Origin of the sequence: Streptomyces sp. Root431 (assembly GCF_001426585.1) — a bacterium.
GTDB classification, from domain to species: Bacteria; Actinomycetota; Actinomycetes; order Streptomycetales; family Streptomycetaceae; genus Streptomyces; species Streptomyces stackebrandtii.
In genome coordinates this window covers 877970-893586 of record NZ_LMEI01000009.1, presented here as the reverse complement: position 1 = coordinate 893586, position 15617 = coordinate 877970, and the positions used below count along the sequence as shown (strand labels likewise).

17 protein-coding genes are annotated in these 15617 nt (G+C 72.5%); 5 read left to right on the top strand and 12 right to left on the bottom strand.

Annotation, left to right across the window (positions count from 1 at the left end; genetic code table 11):
* Positions 1-265: 265 nt before the first annotated feature.
* Positions 266-1396 (top strand): AI-2E family transporter, encoded by a 1131-nt coding sequence (locus ASC82_RS17480; RefSeq protein WP_056648683.1) that lies wholly within the window; start codon positions 266-268, stop codon positions 1394-1396.
* Positions 1397-1420: 24 nt separating this feature from the next.
* Here ASC82_RS17480 and ASC82_RS17475 read toward each other — a convergent pair whose 3' ends face one another.
* From ASC82_RS17475 to ASC82_RS17460, 4 genes are all read right to left on the bottom strand, one after another.
* Positions 1421-2200, bottom strand: coding sequence for a cytochrome d ubiquinol oxidase subunit II (locus ASC82_RS17475; protein ID WP_056648455.1), 780 nt, complete (start codon positions 2198-2200; stop codon positions 1421-1423).
* 69 nt (positions 2201-2269) lie between these two features.
* Positions 2270-3652, bottom strand: a complete 1383-nt coding sequence (locus tag ASC82_RS17470) for a cytochrome ubiquinol oxidase subunit I (protein ID WP_079039314.1) — start codon at positions 3650-3652, stop codon at positions 2270-2272.
* A 166-nt stretch (positions 3653-3818) separates the two neighbouring features.
* Complete coding sequence (locus ASC82_RS17465; protein WP_056648453.1) at positions 3819-4496, bottom strand: response regulator transcription factor; 678 nt, start codon at positions 4494-4496, stop codon at positions 3819-3821.
* Positions 4493-5860, bottom strand: a complete 1368-nt coding sequence (locus ASC82_RS17460; RefSeq protein WP_056648451.1) for a sensor histidine kinase — start codon at positions 5858-5860, stop codon at positions 4493-4495. Before ASC82_RS17460 ends, ASC82_RS17465 begins: the two co-directional genes overlap by 4 nt.
* 138 nt (positions 5861-5998) lie before the next feature.
* Here ASC82_RS17460 and ASC82_RS17455 point away from each other — a divergent pair, with 138 nt between their 5' ends.
* Positions 5999-6832, top strand: a complete 834-nt coding sequence (locus tag ASC82_RS17455; protein ID WP_056648449.1) for an SGNH/GDSL hydrolase family protein — start codon at positions 5999-6001, stop codon at positions 6830-6832.
* Here the strand turns inward: ASC82_RS17455 and ASC82_RS17450 are convergent.
* Both ASC82_RS17450 and ASC82_RS17445 read right to left on the bottom strand, forming a co-directional pair.
* A complete protein-coding gene (locus ASC82_RS17450) occupies positions 6810-7475 on the bottom strand; it encodes a class I SAM-dependent methyltransferase (RefSeq protein WP_056648446.1) in 666 nt (221 codons plus the stop codon). The two genes, ASC82_RS17455 and ASC82_RS17450, sit on opposite strands and share 23 nt — an antisense overlap.
* A 58-nt stretch (positions 7476-7533) precedes the next feature.
* A complete protein-coding gene (locus tag ASC82_RS17445) occupies positions 7534-8283 on the bottom strand; it encodes a hypothetical protein (protein ID WP_056648444.1) in 750 nt (249 codons plus the stop codon).
* A 136-nt stretch (positions 8284-8419) separates the two neighbouring features.
* Here ASC82_RS17445 and ASC82_RS17440 point away from each other — a divergent pair, with 136 nt between their 5' ends.
* The 3 genes from ASC82_RS17440 to recX all read left to right on the top strand — a co-directional run bounded on the left by ASC82_RS17440 (position 8420) and on the right by recX (position 10807).
* Complete coding sequence (locus ASC82_RS17440; protein ID WP_056648441.1) at positions 8420-8872, top strand: cupin domain-containing protein; 453 nt, start codon at positions 8420-8422, stop codon at positions 8870-8872.
* 227 nt (positions 8873-9099) lie between these two features.
* Positions 9100-10236 (top strand): recombinase RecA, encoded by a 1137-nt coding sequence (gene recA, locus ASC82_RS17435; protein WP_056648440.1) that lies wholly within the window; start codon positions 9100-9102, stop codon positions 10234-10236.
* A gap of 4 nt (positions 10237-10240) precedes the next feature.
* Complete coding sequence (gene recX, locus ASC82_RS17430; RefSeq protein ID WP_056648438.1) at positions 10241-10807, top strand: recombination regulator RecX; 567 nt, start codon at positions 10241-10243, stop codon at positions 10805-10807.
* Positions 10808-10849: 42 nt separating this feature from the next.
* Here recX and ASC82_RS17425 read toward each other — a convergent pair whose 3' ends face one another.
* The 6 genes from ASC82_RS17425 to ASC82_RS17405 all read right to left on the bottom strand — a co-directional run bounded on the left by ASC82_RS17425 (position 10850) and on the right by ASC82_RS17405 (position 15569).
* Entirely contained in the window at positions 10850-11347 is a 498-nt protein-coding gene (locus ASC82_RS17425) for a rhodanese-like domain-containing protein (protein ID WP_242427680.1), read from the bottom strand.
* Positions 11344-11889 (bottom strand): cysteine dioxygenase, encoded by a 546-nt coding sequence (locus tag ASC82_RS17420; RefSeq protein ID WP_056648435.1) that lies wholly within the window; start codon positions 11887-11889, stop codon positions 11344-11346. Before ASC82_RS17420 ends, ASC82_RS17425 begins: the two co-directional genes overlap by 4 nt.
* 94 nt (positions 11890-11983) lie before the next feature.
* Positions 11984-12055 (bottom strand): putative leader peptide, encoded by a 72-nt coding sequence (locus ASC82_RS31470; RefSeq protein ID WP_312846745.1) that lies wholly within the window; start codon positions 12053-12055, stop codon positions 11984-11986.
* A gap of 48 nt (positions 12056-12103) precedes the next feature.
* Entirely contained in the window at positions 12104-13816 is a 1713-nt protein-coding gene (locus ASC82_RS17415; protein WP_056648434.1) for an FAD-dependent monooxygenase, read from the bottom strand.
* A 191-nt stretch (positions 13817-14007) separates the two neighbouring features.
* Complete coding sequence (locus ASC82_RS17410) at positions 14008-14898, bottom strand: amino acid ABC transporter permease (protein ID WP_056648432.1); 891 nt, start codon at positions 14896-14898, stop codon at positions 14008-14010.
* A complete protein-coding gene (locus tag ASC82_RS17405; protein WP_056648430.1) occupies positions 14895-15569 on the bottom strand; it encodes an amino acid ABC transporter permease in 675 nt (224 codons plus the stop codon). Before ASC82_RS17405 ends, ASC82_RS17410 begins: the two co-directional genes overlap by 4 nt.
* Between the last annotated feature and the right edge of the window lie 48 nt (positions 15570-15617).

Here is a 15617-nt window from a genome sequence, read left to right as displayed (position 1 = left end):
GTGGAATGTCCGTGCGGTGCGCGAGACTGGCGGGGTGGCCCCGACTGACGACACCGAAAAGACGCCCGAGACCGAGCCGAAAAAACCGCAGACCGAGCCGACGACCTCGACCGAGCCGACGGCCGCGATCGAGTCACAGGCCGCGATCGAGTCGCAGGCCGCGATCGAGTCGCAGGCCGAGCCGACGGTCGCGGTCGCGTCGCCGGCGCTTACGGCTCCGCCGGCCCCGACCGCTCCACCTGCGGGTTCCCGGCAGGCCGCGCGCATGCCCCGCTGGCTGCCGCGCGCGCTCGTCCTGGCCCTCGCGCTCTACTCCTGTTTCCTGCTGGGCAGCTGGGCCTTCCACCAGCTCGTCGGACTCCTCGTCAACATCCTGCTCGCGTTCTTCCTCGCCCTCGCCATCGAGCCGGCGGTCGGGCGCATGGCGGCGCGCGGGATGCGGCGGGGCCTCGCCACCTTCCTCGTCTTCTTCGCCGTCCTGGTCTTCAGCGTCGGCTTCGTCGTCCTCCTCGGCTCGATGCTCGCCGGGCAGATCGTGGACATGGTCGAGAACTTCCCCAAGTACCTCGACTCACTGATCAACTGGATCAACCAGAACTTCCACACGGACCTGTCCAGAGTCGAGGTCCAGGACAGCGTCCTGAGCTCCGACTGGCTGCAGAAGTACGTGCAGAACAGCGCCTCCGGCGTGCTCGACGTCTCCGCCACCGTCCTCGGCGGCCTGTTCCGGCTCCTGACGATCTTCCTGTTCTCGTTCTACTTCGCGGCCGACGGGCCCCGGCTGCGGCGCGCGCTCTGTTCCGTCCTGCCGCCCGCCCGGCAGACCGAGGTGCTGCGGGCCTGGGAGATCGCGGTCGACAAGACCGGCGGCTACCTCTACTCGCGCGGCCTCATGGCCCTCGTCTCCGGCGTCGCCCACTTCGTCCTCTTCGAGATCCTGGACGTGCCGTACGCGCCGGCGCTCGCGGTCTGGGTCGGTCTGGTGTCGCAGTTCATCCCGACCATCGGCACCTATCTGGCCGGCGCCCTGCCGATGCTCATCGCCTTCACCGTCAACCCCTGGTACGCGCTGTGGGTGCTCGGCTTCGTCGTGATCTACCAGCAGTTCGAGAACTACGTGCTCCAGCCGAAGCTGACCTCGAAGACGGTGGACATCCACCCGGCGGTGGCCTTCGGCTCGGTGATCGCCGGCACGGCGCTGCTCGGCGCCGTCGGCGCGCTGATCGCGATCCCGGCGGTGGCCACGCTGCAGGCCTTCCTCGGCGCCTATGTGAAGCGGTACGACGTGACGGACGACCCGCGGGTCCACGGCCACCGGAGATACGGCGAGGCCGTGGTGGCCCGGCTGCAGAAGGCCCTGCAGCACAAGAAGGAGGCCTCTTCGGAGGAGTCCTGACCCCCGCGGACGCGCTGCCCCGGCTCAGAGGTACGAGGGGCGGGTGACCCGGTGCCGGAAGGCGTGCCAGGTCCAGGCCTGGACCGCCACGAGGAGCGGCGTGACGACGAGGAGGGCGGGGACGAGCAGGGCCAGCGTGGCGGGGGAGGCCGCCTTCTCGGCGAGCGGCAGCGTCGTTCCCGCGCCGAGCGGCAGACCGCCGAGGAGGACGCCGGTGAGGGCGAAGGACTGCCAGGGGCGGCCCGCGCGTCCGACGAGCTTGCGGGCCCGCTCGTACGGGAGCCCCGTCAGCCGGAGCGTGGCGAATCCCAGCCCGTGCGCGGCGAACAGGGCGGCCACCGCGAGCGCGGTGAGCACGGCCGTCACACCGGTCGCCGGCGCGTCGGGCCGTCCGGTGAGCAGGGCCGCGAGCAGCCAGCCCCAGGAGAGGGCGACCGTCCAGCTGCCGCTCGTCACGGCGGCGTCGCAGCCGGCGCGCCAGCGCGGCCCCGGGCCCCGGCCGCGCGACCAGAGTCCCGTGTCGCGGACGATCCAGCCGGTCAGGAGGGCGACGAGTACGGGGGCCTGGCCGCTCAGGAGCTCCCCTTCGAGGGCGGGGAAGCAGCCGACGAGCACGCCCGCGGTGGCGACCAGCCAGACCTCGTTGCCGAGGAAGAAGGGCGCGAAGGAGGCGAGGACGAGACGCCGTTCCCGGTCCCCGCGGCCGAGCCAGGGGGTGAGCATGCCGGTGCCGATGTCCGCTCCGGCGAGTACGAACCAGCCCGCGGCGAAGAAGGCGAGCAGAGCGATGGCCAGGGTCTCCATGGGGGCTCCTCCGGGTTGGCGGGGGTTGACGGGGGCGGGGCCGAACGGGTGGGGGGCGTGGCCCCCAGCTCAGTAGCGGGGCGCGGGCAGCGCGTCCGCGGGGTCGGACGGGGGCGGGCCGTCCCCCTGGTCGGATCCGTTCGGTTTTGGACCGTGCCCTTCGCCTGAGCCGTCCCCTCGGCCTGAGCCGTCCGGTTTCTGGTCGTCGCGTCCCGGTCGTTCGTCGTGGCCGAGTCCGGACTCCACCGGGCCGCGGCGGGCGTGCCGGGCGAGGAGCCAGGCGTTGAGGAGGGCGAGCAGAGCGAAGACCGTGGTGAAGACGGTGAGGGAGAGCCGCATGGTGCCGGGGGAGAGATCCGAGACGGCGTCCTCCGTCTTGAGCAGCCCGTAGACGACCCAGGGCTGTCGGCCGGACTCCCTGAAGACCCAGCCGCCGATCATCGCGAGGTACGGCAGCGGCACAGCGGCCATCAGGACGAGGTGCCAGAACCGGAAGCGGAAGACGACCGTCTTGAAGCAGGCCAGGATCACCCCGGCGAAGCACAGGTACATCATCAGGGCGAAGCCGATCAGCATCACCAGACCGCCGCCCCGGGTCCACGCCTCCGAGGGCACGTAGTCGCCGGGCCCGAACTCGGCCGACAGCTCCGCCTGGAGCCGCGCGATCTCCGCCGCCTTTCCGCTGAAGACGGCCGACTTCATCGGCTGGAAGGTGGTGAGGGTGGCGAACTGGATCCCGCCGAACACCGCTGCCGCCATCAGCGCGGGCGCGGACACGAACACCCCGATCCGCAGACTGCGCCCGAAGAAATCCCACTCGGGGCTGCGCCGGAAGAGGTGGTACGCGCTCACCCCGGCCATGAAGAACCCGGCGGTGAGCAGGGCCCCGGCGAGGACGTGCCCGAACGCGAGGAGCGCCGACGGGTTCGTCAGGACCGCGACCGGGTCGTCCAGGACGAGCTCGCCGTTCTCGGAGGAGTACCCCACGGGGTGGTTCAGGAAGCCGTTGGAGACGAGGATCCAGTACGCCGACACGTAGGCGGTGAGGGCGACGATCCAGATGGCCGCCAGATGGGCCCAGCGGTTGAGCCGGTGCCAGCCGAAGATCCACAGGCCGAGGAAGGTCGACTCGACGAAGAAGGCCACGATGGTCTCCACCGCGAGCGAGGCGCCGAGGATGTTGCCCGCCTCGTGGGTGAGCCCGCTCCAGGCCATGCCGAACTGGAACTCCATCACCAGACCGGTGACGATCCCGACCGCGTAGTTGATCACGTACAGCTGGCCCCAGAAGCGCACCATCCGGGCGTCCTGCGGCTTGCCGCTGATCGTGGCCCGGGTCTGGAGCGCGGCCACGATGGTGACGAGCCCCAGGGTGAGGGCGACGAAGAGGAAGTGGCCGCCGGCGGTGAGGGCGAACTGCAGCCGCGCGAGATCGAGTACGTCCTGATTCACCCGGTCAGTGTCGGCGTACGGTCAAAGGCTTGGCGTCGGCCCGGGGAGGACACCCGGCGTACCCCCTGGGTTGCGCCGGCCCACGCGCGCGTACCCCGGGAGTTGCGACTCCGGGCCCCGGCCCCTAGGGGATCAGTGGCCGGTCGAGCCCAGGCGGCGCTGAGGGTCAGGCCAGCCAGCCGGGGGTGATCATCCCCGACTCGTACGCCAGGATGACCAGCTGCGCCCGGTCGCGTACGGCCAGCTTGGTCATGATCCGGCTGACGTGGGTCTTGGCGGTGGCGGGGGAGAGGACGAGCCGGCCGGCGATCTCGTCGTTGGAGAGGCCCGCGCCCACCAGGCCGAGCACCTCGCGCTCGCGCTCGGTCAGGGCGTTCAGACGGGGGCTCGGGTCCGGGTGCCGTCCGGCGCCGCCCGCGCGGTCGGCGAACTCGGCGATGAGACGGCGGGTCACGGCGGGGGCGATCAGGGCGTCGCCGCGCGCCACCACCCGTACGGCGTGCAGGAGTTCCATCGGCTCGGTGTCCTTGACCAGGAAGCCCGACGCGCCCCCGCGCAGCGCCCCGTACACATGGTCGTCGGCGTCGAAGGTGGTCAGGACGACCACCCGGACGCCTTCGAGCCGCTCGTCGGAGGTGATGCGCCGGGTGGCCTCCAGGCCGTCGAGCACCGGCATGCGGATGTCCATCAGGACGACGTCCGGGCGGAGTTCACGGGCGAGGGCGATGGCCTGCTCGCCGTCCCCGGCCTCGCCGACGACCTCGATGTCGTCCTCGTCGGACAGGATCGACCGGAAACCGGCCCGGACAAGGGTCTGGTCGTCGGCGAGCACGACACGGATCATCGGGGGTTTCCTTCGGGCGAGGGGGCTGATGCCGGTGCTGTGGGGGGTGCGGTGTCGGCCGGCGGTGGTGCGGTGAGCGGGAGTCTGGCGTCGACGAGGAAGCCGCCGCCGGCGTTCCCTGCGGTGAGCTCGCCGCCGAGCGCGCGGGCCCGTTCCGCCATGCCCCGGATGCCGCTGCCCGGGGACCCACCCTCGGGCGCGCCCCCGCCGTCGTCCGCGATCCGCAGGCGCAGCACGCGCGTGCCCGCGCGCGTACGCGTGCCGCTGCCGGCGCTCGTATCGGCGTCCTCGTCCGTGCCGGCGCTCGTGTCGGGGTTCGCGTCCGTGTCGGCGTTCGTGTCTGCGTCCGCGTCCCAGTCGAGGGTGATCCTTACGGTATGGGCGCCCGCGTGCCGGGTGACGTTCGTCAGCGACTCCTGCACGATCCGGTACGCGGCGAGATCGACGGGCGGCGACAGCGGTACGGGCGTGCCCGTGACGCTCGTACGGACGTCGAGTCCCGCGCTCCGGGCCCGCTCCGCGAGGTCGCCGAGGAGAGCGAGGCCGGAGGCCGGGGAGGTCGGCGTGGCCTCGTCGGCCCGGCGCAGCACGCCGAGCGTGGCCCGCAGCTCGCGCAGCGCGTCCTTGCTGGTGGACTTCACCGCCTCCAGGGCCTCGGCGGCGGTCGCGAGCCCGGCCTCGGGGGCCGGGTTCTTGCTCAGCCGGTGCAGCGCGGCGCCGGACTGGACGTTGATCAGGGAGACGCTGTGGCCGAGGATGTCGTGCAGTTCCCGGGCGATCCGCAGCCGCTCCTCGGTGGCGCTCTGCCGGGCCCTGGCCTCCTGCTCCCGCTCGGCGGCGAGCGCGCGCTGTTCGACCTCGTGGAGATACGCGAGCCGGGTGCGCTGGGCGCGGCCCACGGCGACGAGGCTGATGAGCCAGCCGGCCAGCATGGCGAGCGAGGTGTCGTCGATCTGCCGGTGCCCTGGCTGCTGCCGGATCTCGCCGAGACCGACGGCGAGCAGGGTGACGGCGGCGAGCGCGACGGCGGCGGCGAACCGGCCCTCGGCGGCGGTGGTGTAGAGCGCTAGCGCGAAGGCGATCATGAGCGGGCCGTCCTGGGCGGACAGCGGGTAGTAGACGGCGCAGGCGAGCAGCGTGACGACGGCTACGGCGACCGGTTGCCTGCGCCGGAAGTAGAGGGCCCCGCAGCCGATCAGGACGAGCGCCCAGCCGAGCACCGTGCGGAGCGCCGGTTCGCTCGCGTACCGCCCGGAGAGGAGTGTCCAGAGCGCCACGACGACCAGGACGACGCAGGCGACGAGGGCGTCGGCGGTCCGCGGCGGCAGGCGGCCTCCGGGGCGGTCGCGGAGGGGGAGGGGCATGGGTCGAAGGATAGGCGGCGGGTGGTCGCGGGGCCCGTGTACGGCCCCTCCCGACGGTCTCCAGCCATCTCAGGGTAGAGGCTGAGTTGTATAGTCAAAAAAGTTAGTACGGTGGGTGTGGGGGAAAGCGGAGGGCTCATGTCGGACGGTACGTTTCTGCGGTACGTCGCCCTGGGCGACAGTCAGACCGAAGGGGTCGGCGACGGTGACGACACCGTCGGCCTGCGCGGCTGGGCGGACCGGCTCGCCGAGCTGATCGCCCGCGACCAGCCGCAGGCGCGGTACGCCAACCTCGCCGTCCGCGGCCGCCTCGCCGGCCAGGTGCGGGCCGAGCAGCTGGCCCCGGCGCTCGCGCTGCGGCCGGACCTCGCCTCGGTCGTCGCCGGGGTCAACGACCTGCTGCGGCCCCGCTTCGACGCGGACGTGACGGCCGGGCACCTGGAGGCGATGTTCGCCGAGCTCACCGGGCAGGGCGCCCGGGTCGTGACCCTCACGTTCCCCGACGTCGGCCGGCTGATCCCGGTGGCCCGCCCGCTCGGATCCCGGGTGCGGGACGTCAACGAGCGCATCCGGGAGGCCGCGCGCCGGCACGGCGTCACCGTCGTCGAGACCTCTCATCACCCGGTCGTCACCGACCCCCGGCTGTGGAGCGCCGACCGGCTGCACGCCGGTCCGCTCGGCCACGCGCGGATCGCCGCCGCGGTCGCCCAGGCCCTCGACCTGCCCGGCAGCGACGACGCCTGGACCCGCCCGCTGCCCCCGCCGCCGCTCCCCGCGCGCACCGGGCTGCGTGCGGCGGGTGCCGAACTGCGCTGGGCCGGGGCCTTCCTCGGACCCTGGCTGGGGCGCCGCGTCCGCGGCCGCTCGTCGGGCGACGGCCGCCGGCCCAAGCGCCCGGAGCTGTCGCCGGTGACCCAGGCGCCGCGCGGTGCGGGCGACGGGCCGGCGCTCAGCGGGGCAGGGTCTGGGTGACGCGCCACAGACGGCGGGGCAGGTCGCCCTCCTCGAAGGCGTGGACCTCGTCCAGCGTCCAGCCCTCGGCGAGGGCGTCGACCAGCTCGCGGGGGAAGAAGTGCACGGCGAAGCCGCCGTGCTCGTGGATGTCGTCGCCGTGGGCGATTCCGGCGCCGTAGTGGGCGTCGCCGGTGTGGCGGACGGTGTAGACGAAGGTGCCGCCCGGCCGCAGGACCCGGGCGACCTCGGCGACGAGGGCCCGGATCTCCTCGGTGGACAGGGCCATGCACAGCAGCATGTGCGCGAAGACGGCGTCGACCGAGGCGTCCGGCAGCGGCAAGGGGTCGCGGACGTCGTGGACGTCCGTGGTGACCCGCTCCGCCGTGCCCCGGGCGAGCGCGGCGCGGCGCAGCTGCTCCAGGCCGGTGGCGGAGAAGTCGGTGGCGCGGACGGTGAAGCCCTCGTCGGCGAAGTACAGGGCGTCACGGCCGTGACCGGCGCCGAGTTCGAGCAGATCCCGGGCTCCGGCGGAGCGGAAGACGGAGGCCGCGTGGACCGCCGGCGCGGACGGCTCCTCGCCGTACATGCCGGGATGGGCGGAGTACGTGCTCTGCCAGTGCGCCCGCTGGGCCTCGGCCAGCTCCCGCTCGTCGCCCGCCATCGCCCGTGTCCTCTCCGTACCGGTCAGTGGGCCGATCCTAGGCGGCGGGAGGGGCGGGTCAGGGTGTGGGCGACGCCTCGGTGAGGGACATCCAGCGCCGGACGGTCTCCTGATGGGAACCGGTCGCCGTGCCCTCGGCCGCCGCCTCCGCGTCCGCGGCGGAGCAGGGCTCTCCCGATCGGGTCAGGAGGACGAGCGGCCATTCGGGGCCCGCGCCGGGCCCTTCCCCATCGAAGGCGGACCAGTCCCACGGGCCGCCGAAGAGCCACGCCCGCCCGGCGGCGTCGGCGACTTCGTCGCCCGGCCGCAGGAACGGGTACGGCCGCATCAGCAGCTCGAAGGCGAACGGGATCCCGTCGCCCGGGTACAGGGCGTACCCCTCGCCGTTGAGGTGGCTGCCGTCCGGGAACTCCCGGTAGGACAGACCGCGGGGCAGTACGGTCACGGCCAGTTCGGGGCGCGGCAGCCAGCCCGTCTCCAGCGGAGGCGCGTGGTGCTCGACGGCGGTCACGTGGACCACGGTCGGCGGAACTCCGACCCGGCAGGCGTCTCCCGCCTTCAGGCGCCCGGGCGGCGGGTCGGTCCGGAACAGCTCCATCCCGACCTCCGACGGGGCATCCCCGTCACCGTCCACACCGAGGGCGACGACCCCGTTCCAGCGGAAGAAGTCGCTGTCGGCATCGATGCGCCGCCACGGCCACCGCACCGAGACGTGGCCCCACGCCACACCTCGTTCGACGGTGGCCGGCGTGAACGGGCAGGCGACGGACAGCACGTCTCCGACCCGGAAGTCCCCCTCGTACGTCATCGCACCAGGCTAGAGCGCGCGGCGCCGGCGGTCTCCGTGGGCAGGCGGTTTGCCGGAACGGCAAGAGCAATTGCCCTTCCCGATAGGGGAGTTGCAGCCTGGTTCGGGTCAGGCAACCGAACCGAGAGGCTGAACCATGGCTATCCACGACAGCTCCGCGTCCGCACCGGGCTCCGGCGATCGCGCGCCGGTCAACAACCGCGTCCACCACGTCGGCTCCGGCGAACTGGACGGCTACGCCGCCATCAGCGGAGGCACGGTCGGCTCGAAGAGGCTCTGGATGGGCCTCGTGGAGAACCCGCCGCTGAGCTCGACGGACAACCACCACCACGGCGACTCGGAGGCGGGGATCTACGTGGTGAGCGGCCACCCCGTCTTCGTCTACCACGACGGCACGCAGGAGGTACGGCTCGCCGCCGACCCGGGCGACTTCTTCCTCGTCCCCCCGTTCGTCCCGCACCGCGAAGAGAACCCCGACCCGAACGAACCCGCGGTCGTCGTGATCGCCCGCACCACCCAGGAGCCGATCAAGATCTCCGTGCCCGAGCTGTACCGGCTCGAAGAGTCCGGAGGGACGGACGCGGGGTGATCAAGCTTCGAGGGCGCGGGACGGAGTCGCAGAAGGGGCGTGTCGGGGCGCGTGGTGCGCTTGACAGTAAAATCGAACATCCATTCTGATGGAGGTCCGGCCCTGGGAATCGCGGGCTTGTCGGCGAGTTGTCCACAGGTCGGAGGGGACGTCGGGGCCCATTGTCAGTGGCAGGGGTTAGCGTCTTTCACATGAAGCGATCGACTCAAGCAAACCGGGTGGAACCCATGGCAGGAACCGACCGCGAGAAGGCGCTCGACGCCGCACTCGCACAGATTGAACGCCAATTCGGCAAGGGCGCCGTGATGCGCATGGGTGACCGCGTCCAGGAGCCGATCGAGGTGATCTCCACCGGGTCGACCGCGCTCGACATCGCGCTCGGCGTCGGCGGCCTTCCTCGGGGCCGTGTCGTGGAGGTCTACGGACCGGAGTCCTCCGGTAAGACGACCCTCACCCTGCACGCCGTGGCCAACGCGCAGAAGGCCGGCGGCCAGGTCGCCTTCGTGGACGCCGAGCACGCCCTCGACCCCGAGTACGCCAAGAAGCTGGGCGTCGACATCGACAACCTCATCCTGTCCCAGCCGGACAACGGTGAGCAGGCCCTCGAGATCGTCGACATGCTGGTCCGCTCCGGCGCGCTCGACCTGATCGTCATCGACTCCGTCGCCGCGCTCGTCCCGCGTGCGGAGATCGAGGGCGAGATGGGCGACTCGCACGTCGGCCTCCAGGCCCGACTGATGAGCCAGGCGCTCCGGAAGATCACCAGTGCGCTCAACCAGTCCAAGACCACCGCGATCTTCATCAACCAGCTCCGCGAGAAGATCGGCGTGATGTTCGGCTCGCCGGAGACCACGACCGGTGGCCGCGCCCTGAAGTTCTACGCCTCGGTGCGCCTCGACATCCGTCGCATCGAGACCCTCAAGGACGGCACGGACGCGGTCGGCAACCGCACCCGCGTCAAGGTCGTCAAGAACAAGGTCGCGCCCCCCTTCAAGCAGGCCGAGTTCGACATCCTCTACGGCCAGGGCATCAGCCGTGAGGGCGGCCTGATCGACATGGGCGTGGAGCACGGCTTCGTGCGCAAGGCGGGTGCCTGGTACACGTACGAGGGTGACCAGCTCGGCCAGGGCAAGGAGAACGCCCGCAACTTCCTGAAGGACAACCCCGACCTCGCCGACGAGATCGAGAAGAAGATCAAGGAGAAGCTGGGCGTCGGCGTCAAGCCCCAGGCTCCGACGGCCGAGCCCGGTGCGGACGCGGCGAGCAGCGCCGACGCGGCCGGCGCGGACGACGCCGCCAAGACCGTCCCCGCACCCGCGACCAAGACCGCGAAGGCGACCAAGGCCACCGCGGCCAAGAGCTGAACCGGTGACCGGTCGCACCGAATGGCCGGGTGACGGCCCCGACTCGTCGAGGGCCGAGAAGGAGCCGTCACCCCAGGATCCGGCTGAGCGGGCGCGGGCGATCTGCCTGCGCCTGCTCACCGGGACCCCCCGCACGCGCAAGCAGCTGGCCGACGCCCTGCGCAAGCGGGAGATCCCCGACGACGTGGCGGAAGAGGTCCTCTCCCGCTTCGAGGACGTCGGGCTCATCGACGACGCCGCCTTTGCGGGGGCCTGGGTGGAGTCCCGCCACCACGGCCGGGGCCTCGCCCGTCGTGCCCTCGCCCGCGAGCTGCGGACCAAGGGCGTCGAGCCGACTCTCATCCAGGAAGCGGTGGAGCAGCTCGACTCCGAGCAGGAGGAGGCCACGGCGCGCGAGCTCGTCGACCGCAAGCTGCGCGCCACCCGCGGTCTCGAAAGAGACCGGCGCCTGCGCCGCCTCGCCGGGATGCTCGCCCGCAAGGGGTATCCCGAGGGCATGGCCCTCCGCGTAGTCCGCCAGGCGCTGGAGGCCGAGGGCGAGGACACGGACGGGCTGGACGAGTCCTTCTGACCGGGGGGAGAGAAGGGCTCGTCCGTCCCGTTCCGGGTTCCGTCAGCCGGCGGTCGCCGGGAGCAGGACGGGGAGGCCCGCCGCCTTCCAGGCCTGGAAGCCGCCGATGAGGTCCGTCGCGCGGTGCAGGCCCAGCCGGCGGAGGGACTCGACCGCGAGGGAGGAGGCGTAGCCCTCGTTGCAGAGGACGACCACCCGCAGGTCGTGGCTGTCCGCCTCCTGCGCGCGGTGGCTGCCCAGCGGGTCGAGCCGCCATTCCAGCTCGTTGCGCTCCACGACCAGCGCACCCGGGATCAGCCCGTCCCGCTGCCGCAGGGCCGCGTAGCGCGTGTCCACCAGGAGTGCGTCACCCGCCTCGTACGCCTCGTGGGCGGCTCGGGGGGCGATTCGGTCGATGCCCGCCCGGATCCGTTCGAGCAGCTCGTCGATGCCCACGCGCTCGATGCCTGCTTGTTCCGTAGCCGTGTGCTCGATGCCCGCTCGTTCCTCAGCCACTCGTTCCGCGGCCGTGTGCTCGATGCCGACTCGTTCCTCGCTCATTGCCAGTCCTCCGGGCGCTCGACCTGCTCAAGGCGGAGTACCGCGCCCGCCCGGCTGAACCGCCGGATCAGTGGGAGCGGCGGGTAGTACGCGTGCACCGACACCGCGTGGGCGTCGGGGGACTCGTTCAGGACCTCGTGGACGTGATGGCGGCCGAAGGCGCGGCCGTCGCCCTCCGACAGCCGGCGGGAGCGGTCGAGGCCGTCGGCCAGCTCCAGGGTCTTCCAGCCGCTCGCCGGGAGCCGGACCGCGAGCGCGTTCTCGGTCAGCGCCCCGCGCGCGGTCGCGAAGGCGCCCAGCGACTCGGCGTGGTCGTGCCAGCCGGTTCCCGTGCCGGGCGGCCAGCCGATGAGCCAGGCCTCGCTGCCGCCCGGGCCGTCGAGCCGTACCCACGTACGCCCCTCGGGGTCGAGGGGGAGGGAGTCGACCAGTTCCCGGTCGGCGGCGGTCCGGCGGACGAAGTCGAGGAGCTCGGCCGCCGTCGGGGCGGCGGAGGGCGGCTCGGAGACGACGGGGGAGGGTGTGGGGACACGCTGGGGCACGGATGACCGTCCTGAGGTTCGCGAGGAGCGCGCGACGGCACCGGGCACACGGACGGACGTCAGTGGCGGGGCGCGCGCGGAGAAGGGGGCGAAGTCAGCAGGACGGGCGACACATGCAGCCCGCGTAGCGGACGAGGTCCAGATGGACCCTCCGCCACAGGCGCACATCGGTGTCGGTCACGCTCCGGAGTACACCATGCGCGCCCGCGCGGAATCAATGCATGTCCACCGTGTGGTCGCTCGCCGCGGACACTTCCGCGGGCTCGTCCGCGGTGTCGTCGGCGGGTGCGTCGGCCGCCGCTTCGGACGGCACGTCGGCGGTCGCGGACCCGCCGCGGGCCGCGTCGGCCGCCGCGTACAGCTCCTCGGGGCGGACCCCGGAGAAAGACGCGACGAGGTGTCCGTCGGGGCGGACGAGCAGGACGGCGTGGGCCGGAGCCCCGGGATACGCCTCGGTCACCAGGACCTCGGCCTTCGCCGGGAGGGCGCGGACGGCCTCTTCGAGCCGGGGCATCACGCCGGCGGTCCGCCAGTGGCGGCGGTCCCACACGCCTGTCCCGGGGGCGACGAGGAGGACCAGGAGCCGGCCCTGCCCGAGCCGGTCCCGGAGCCTTACGGTCGTGCCGTCCGGGGCGGTCACGCGGACGTCCTCGACCGGGGCGCCCGTCGGGGTGCCCACCGGCGTCTGCCCCTCGGCGCTCGGAGGCGCGAGGGGGGAGTGCGGGTACGCGGGGGGCGCGCCGAGCGGGCCGCGCCCCACATGGCCGTCGGTCAGCAGGGCGTCGTGGCCGCGCGCGGCCCCGAGGAAGTACGTCCGCAGGCCGCCGCCGCCGCGCAGCACCGGCAGCGACTGGTCCGCCGCGCGCAGCCGGGAGGCGATGGCCGTCCGCCGCTCGCTCTGGTAGCTGTCGAGCAGCCGCTCCGAGGCGCCGTGGTGCCAGGTGTGGGCGAGCTTCCAGGCGAGGTTGTCCACGTCCCTGAGCCCCTCGTCGAGGCCCTGGGTGCCGACCGCGCCCAGCAGATGGGCCGCGTCCCCGGCGAGCAGCACCCGGTCGATCCGCCAGCGCCGGGCGAGCCGGTGGTGCAGGGTGTGGACGCCGGTGTCGATCAGCTCGTACGGGGGCGTCACCCCGTCGCACCACCCGGCCAGGGTCTCGCGGATACGGGTGACCAGCGCGTCCGGGGTGACCAGCTCGCCGCGCGGCGGGAGCAGCCAGTCGATCCGCCACACGCCGTCGGGCAGCGGGCGGGCGGTGATCTCCTCGCCGACGCCCCGCCACGGGGGCTGACGGTGCAGCATGGCCTCGCCGGGCCAGGGGAGTTCGGTGCGCAGGGCGGCGACCGCGTGCCGCTCCACGGCCGTGCGGCCGGGGAAGCGGATGCCGAGCAGCTTGCGCACGGTGGACCGGGCGCCGTCGCAGCCGACGAGGTGGCTGCCGCGCCACCACGTGCCCTCCGGGCCCCGGGTGTGGGCGACGACCCCGTCCTTGTCCTGCTCGATCGTGTCGAGCCGGGACTCGGTGACGAGGCGGATGAGCTTCTGGTGGGCGATCGCGTCGCGAAGCCCGCGCGCCAGGGCGTGCTGCGGGATGTGCAGCGGGGCGGCCGGAGCGGACGGGGCGTCGGGGTCCTCCGACCACTCCTCCGTACCGCTGAGTCCCAGGTCGAGCGCGGTGTGGCGCATCACCTGGCGGCGGCGCACGCTGCGCAGGCCGACCCAGCGCACGCCCTCGTCGCGGAGGGTGGTGCAGCCGAGGCGCTCGACCATCGCGGCCATGTCGGCGCGCAGGACGGCGGTCCGCGCGGGGCGCGGCTCCTCCTTGCCCGCGCCCTCGTCGAGGACGACGCTGGGCACGCCCTGCGCGGCGAGCGCGAGGGAGAGCGCGAGGCCTACCGGCCCAGCGCCCACGATGATCACCGGGTCCACGGCGCGGCTCCTGAAGGCCGGACGGTCATGAGGGCAGCACAGCTGAGTGTGGCACGAGCCCGGTGGTTGATCACAGACCGTATGCAACCCACTGAGGGTGCTTGCGTCAAGCGACGGGGTGGGCGCGGTGCGGCTGACCTGAAGTCAGTACCGCTCCGGCCCCCCCTGTTGTCCTGCGGATGCTGTTCGGGTCAGGAGCCTCTGACCGTCATCGTCTCCACGTCGGTGACCGCGCCCTGGGCCGGGATCGTCACCGAGGTGGACTTCTTGCCCCGCCGCATGCGCCTCTCCAGGCGGCCGGCGAGGTGGGTGAGGAGCGCGTTGATGACGATGTAGATCAGCGCGATGACCGTGAAGGTGGCGATCGTGTTGGCGCCGTAGTTGGCCGTGATCTGCCGGTTCTGACTGAGCAGCTCGGCGAAGCCGAGCATCGCGCCGCCGAGCGCGGTGTCCTTGACGATGACGACGAGCTGGCTGACGAGCGCGGGGAGCATGACGGTGACGGCCTGCGGCAGCAGGACGTACAGCATGGTCTGGCTCTTGCGCATGCCGAGCGCCTCGGCGGCGTCGCCCTGGCCCCGGGGCAGCGAGAGCACGCCGGCCCGGACGACCTCGGCGATCACCGAGGCGTTGTAGAGCACCAGGCCGGTGACGACCGCGTACAGCGGGCGGAAGTCGGAGCTGATGGTCGTGAACTCGCGGTACAGGGCGGCCGCGAACATCATCAGGAGCAGGACCGGGATGGCGCGGAAGAACTCCACGACCGTGCCGGCGGGCACCCGTACCCAGCGGTGGTCGGAGAGCCGGCCGATGCCGAGGAGGGCGCCGAGCGGCAGCGCGATCAGGATCGAGAGCGCGGCGGCCTTGAGCGTCTCCATCAGGCCGGGCAGCAGGTACGTCGTCCAGACCCGGGAGTCGGTGACGAACGGCGTCCACTTGTCGGCGGCCAGCTGGTTCTTCTCGGCCATGGCGGACAGGACCCACCAGGCCACCAGGCCGAGGACGGCCAGGAAGACGACCGTGTAGATGACGTTCCGCCGCTTGGCGCGGGGCCCGGGAGTGTCGTACAGGACGGAACTCATCGCTTCACCGCCAGACGCTTGGCCGCCCAGCCCAGGAACAGGCCGGTGGGGAGGGTGAGGAGGATGAAGCCGAACGCGAAGACGGCGAAGACGGCGAAGAGCGCGTCGGCCTCGTTCTCGACCATCTCCTTCATCAGGAGGGCCGCCTCGGCGGCACTGATGGCCGAGGCCACCGTGGTGTTCTTGGTGAGGGCGATGAGGACGTTCGCGAGCGGGGTCACCACCGCGCGGAAGGCCTGCGGGAACACCACCAGGGTGAGGACCTGGGTGAAGCTCAGGCCCAGGGCGCGGGCGGCCTCGGCCTGGCCCGGCGGGACGGTGTTGATGCCCGAGCGCAGCGCCTCGCAGACGAAGGTGCCCGTGTACAGGACGAGCCCGAGGACCGCGAGGCGGAAGCCGATCTCCTCGGAGCGTCCGCCGCCGAGCGTGATGCGGAGCGTCTGGTTGAGGACGAACGAGCACGCCACGAGGACCACGGTCAGCGGGGTGTTGCGCACGAGGTTGACGTATGCGGTGCCGAACGCCCGCATCATGGGGACCGGGCTGACCCGCATGCCGACCAGGGCGGTGCCCCAGATCAGCGAGCCGATCGCCGAGTAGAGGGCGAGCTTCGCCGTCACCCAGAAGGCGCCGAGCAGGTCGTACTGCCCGGAATCAAGAAAGTCGAACACGATGCCCGCGCTCTCCCCTGGTGGTCGGTCGGTGTGAAGGCCGGTGCG

Bases quoted from the DNA above. Each gene is read 5' to 3' on its own strand.
- ASC82_RS17480 (WP_056648683.1), top strand. From the start codon at position 266: ATGCCCCGCTGGCTGCCGCGCGCGCTCGTCCTGGCCCTCGCGCTCTAC.
- ASC82_RS17475 (WP_056648455.1), bottom strand. From the start codon at position 2,200: ATGGAGACCCTGGCCATCGCTCTGCTCGCCTTCTTCGCCGCGGGCTGG.
- ASC82_RS17465 (WP_056648453.1), bottom strand. From the start codon at position 4,496: ATGATCCGTGTCGTGCTCGCCGACGACCAGACCCTTGTCCGGGCCGGT.
- ASC82_RS17460 (WP_056648451.1), bottom strand. From the start codon at position 5,860: ATGCCCCTCCCCCTCCGCGACCGCCCCGGAGGCCGCCTGCCGCCGCGG.
- ASC82_RS17455 (WP_056648449.1), top strand. From the start codon at position 5,999: ATGTCGGACGGTACGTTTCTGCGGTACGTCGCCCTGGGCGACAGTCAG.
- ASC82_RS17450 (WP_056648446.1), bottom strand. From the start codon at position 7,475: ATGGCGGGCGACGAGCGGGAGCTGGCCGAGGCCCAGCGGGCGCACTGG.
- ASC82_RS17445 (WP_056648444.1), bottom strand. From the start codon at position 8,283: ATGACGTACGAGGGGGACTTCCGGGTCGGAGACGTGCTGTCCGTCGCC.
- ASC82_RS17440 (WP_056648441.1), top strand. From the start codon at position 8,420: ATGGCTATCCACGACAGCTCCGCGTCCGCACCGGGCTCCGGCGATCGC.
- recA (WP_056648440.1), top strand. From the start codon at position 9,100: ATGGCAGGAACCGACCGCGAGAAGGCGCTCGACGCCGCACTCGCACAG.
- ASC82_RS17425 (WP_242427680.1), bottom strand. From the start codon at position 11,347: ATGAGCGAGGAACGAGTCGGCATCGAGCACACGGCCGCGGAACGAGTG.
- ASC82_RS17410 (WP_056648432.1), bottom strand. From the start codon at position 14,898: ATGAGTTCCGTCCTGTACGACACTCCCGGGCCCCGCGCCAAGCGGCGG.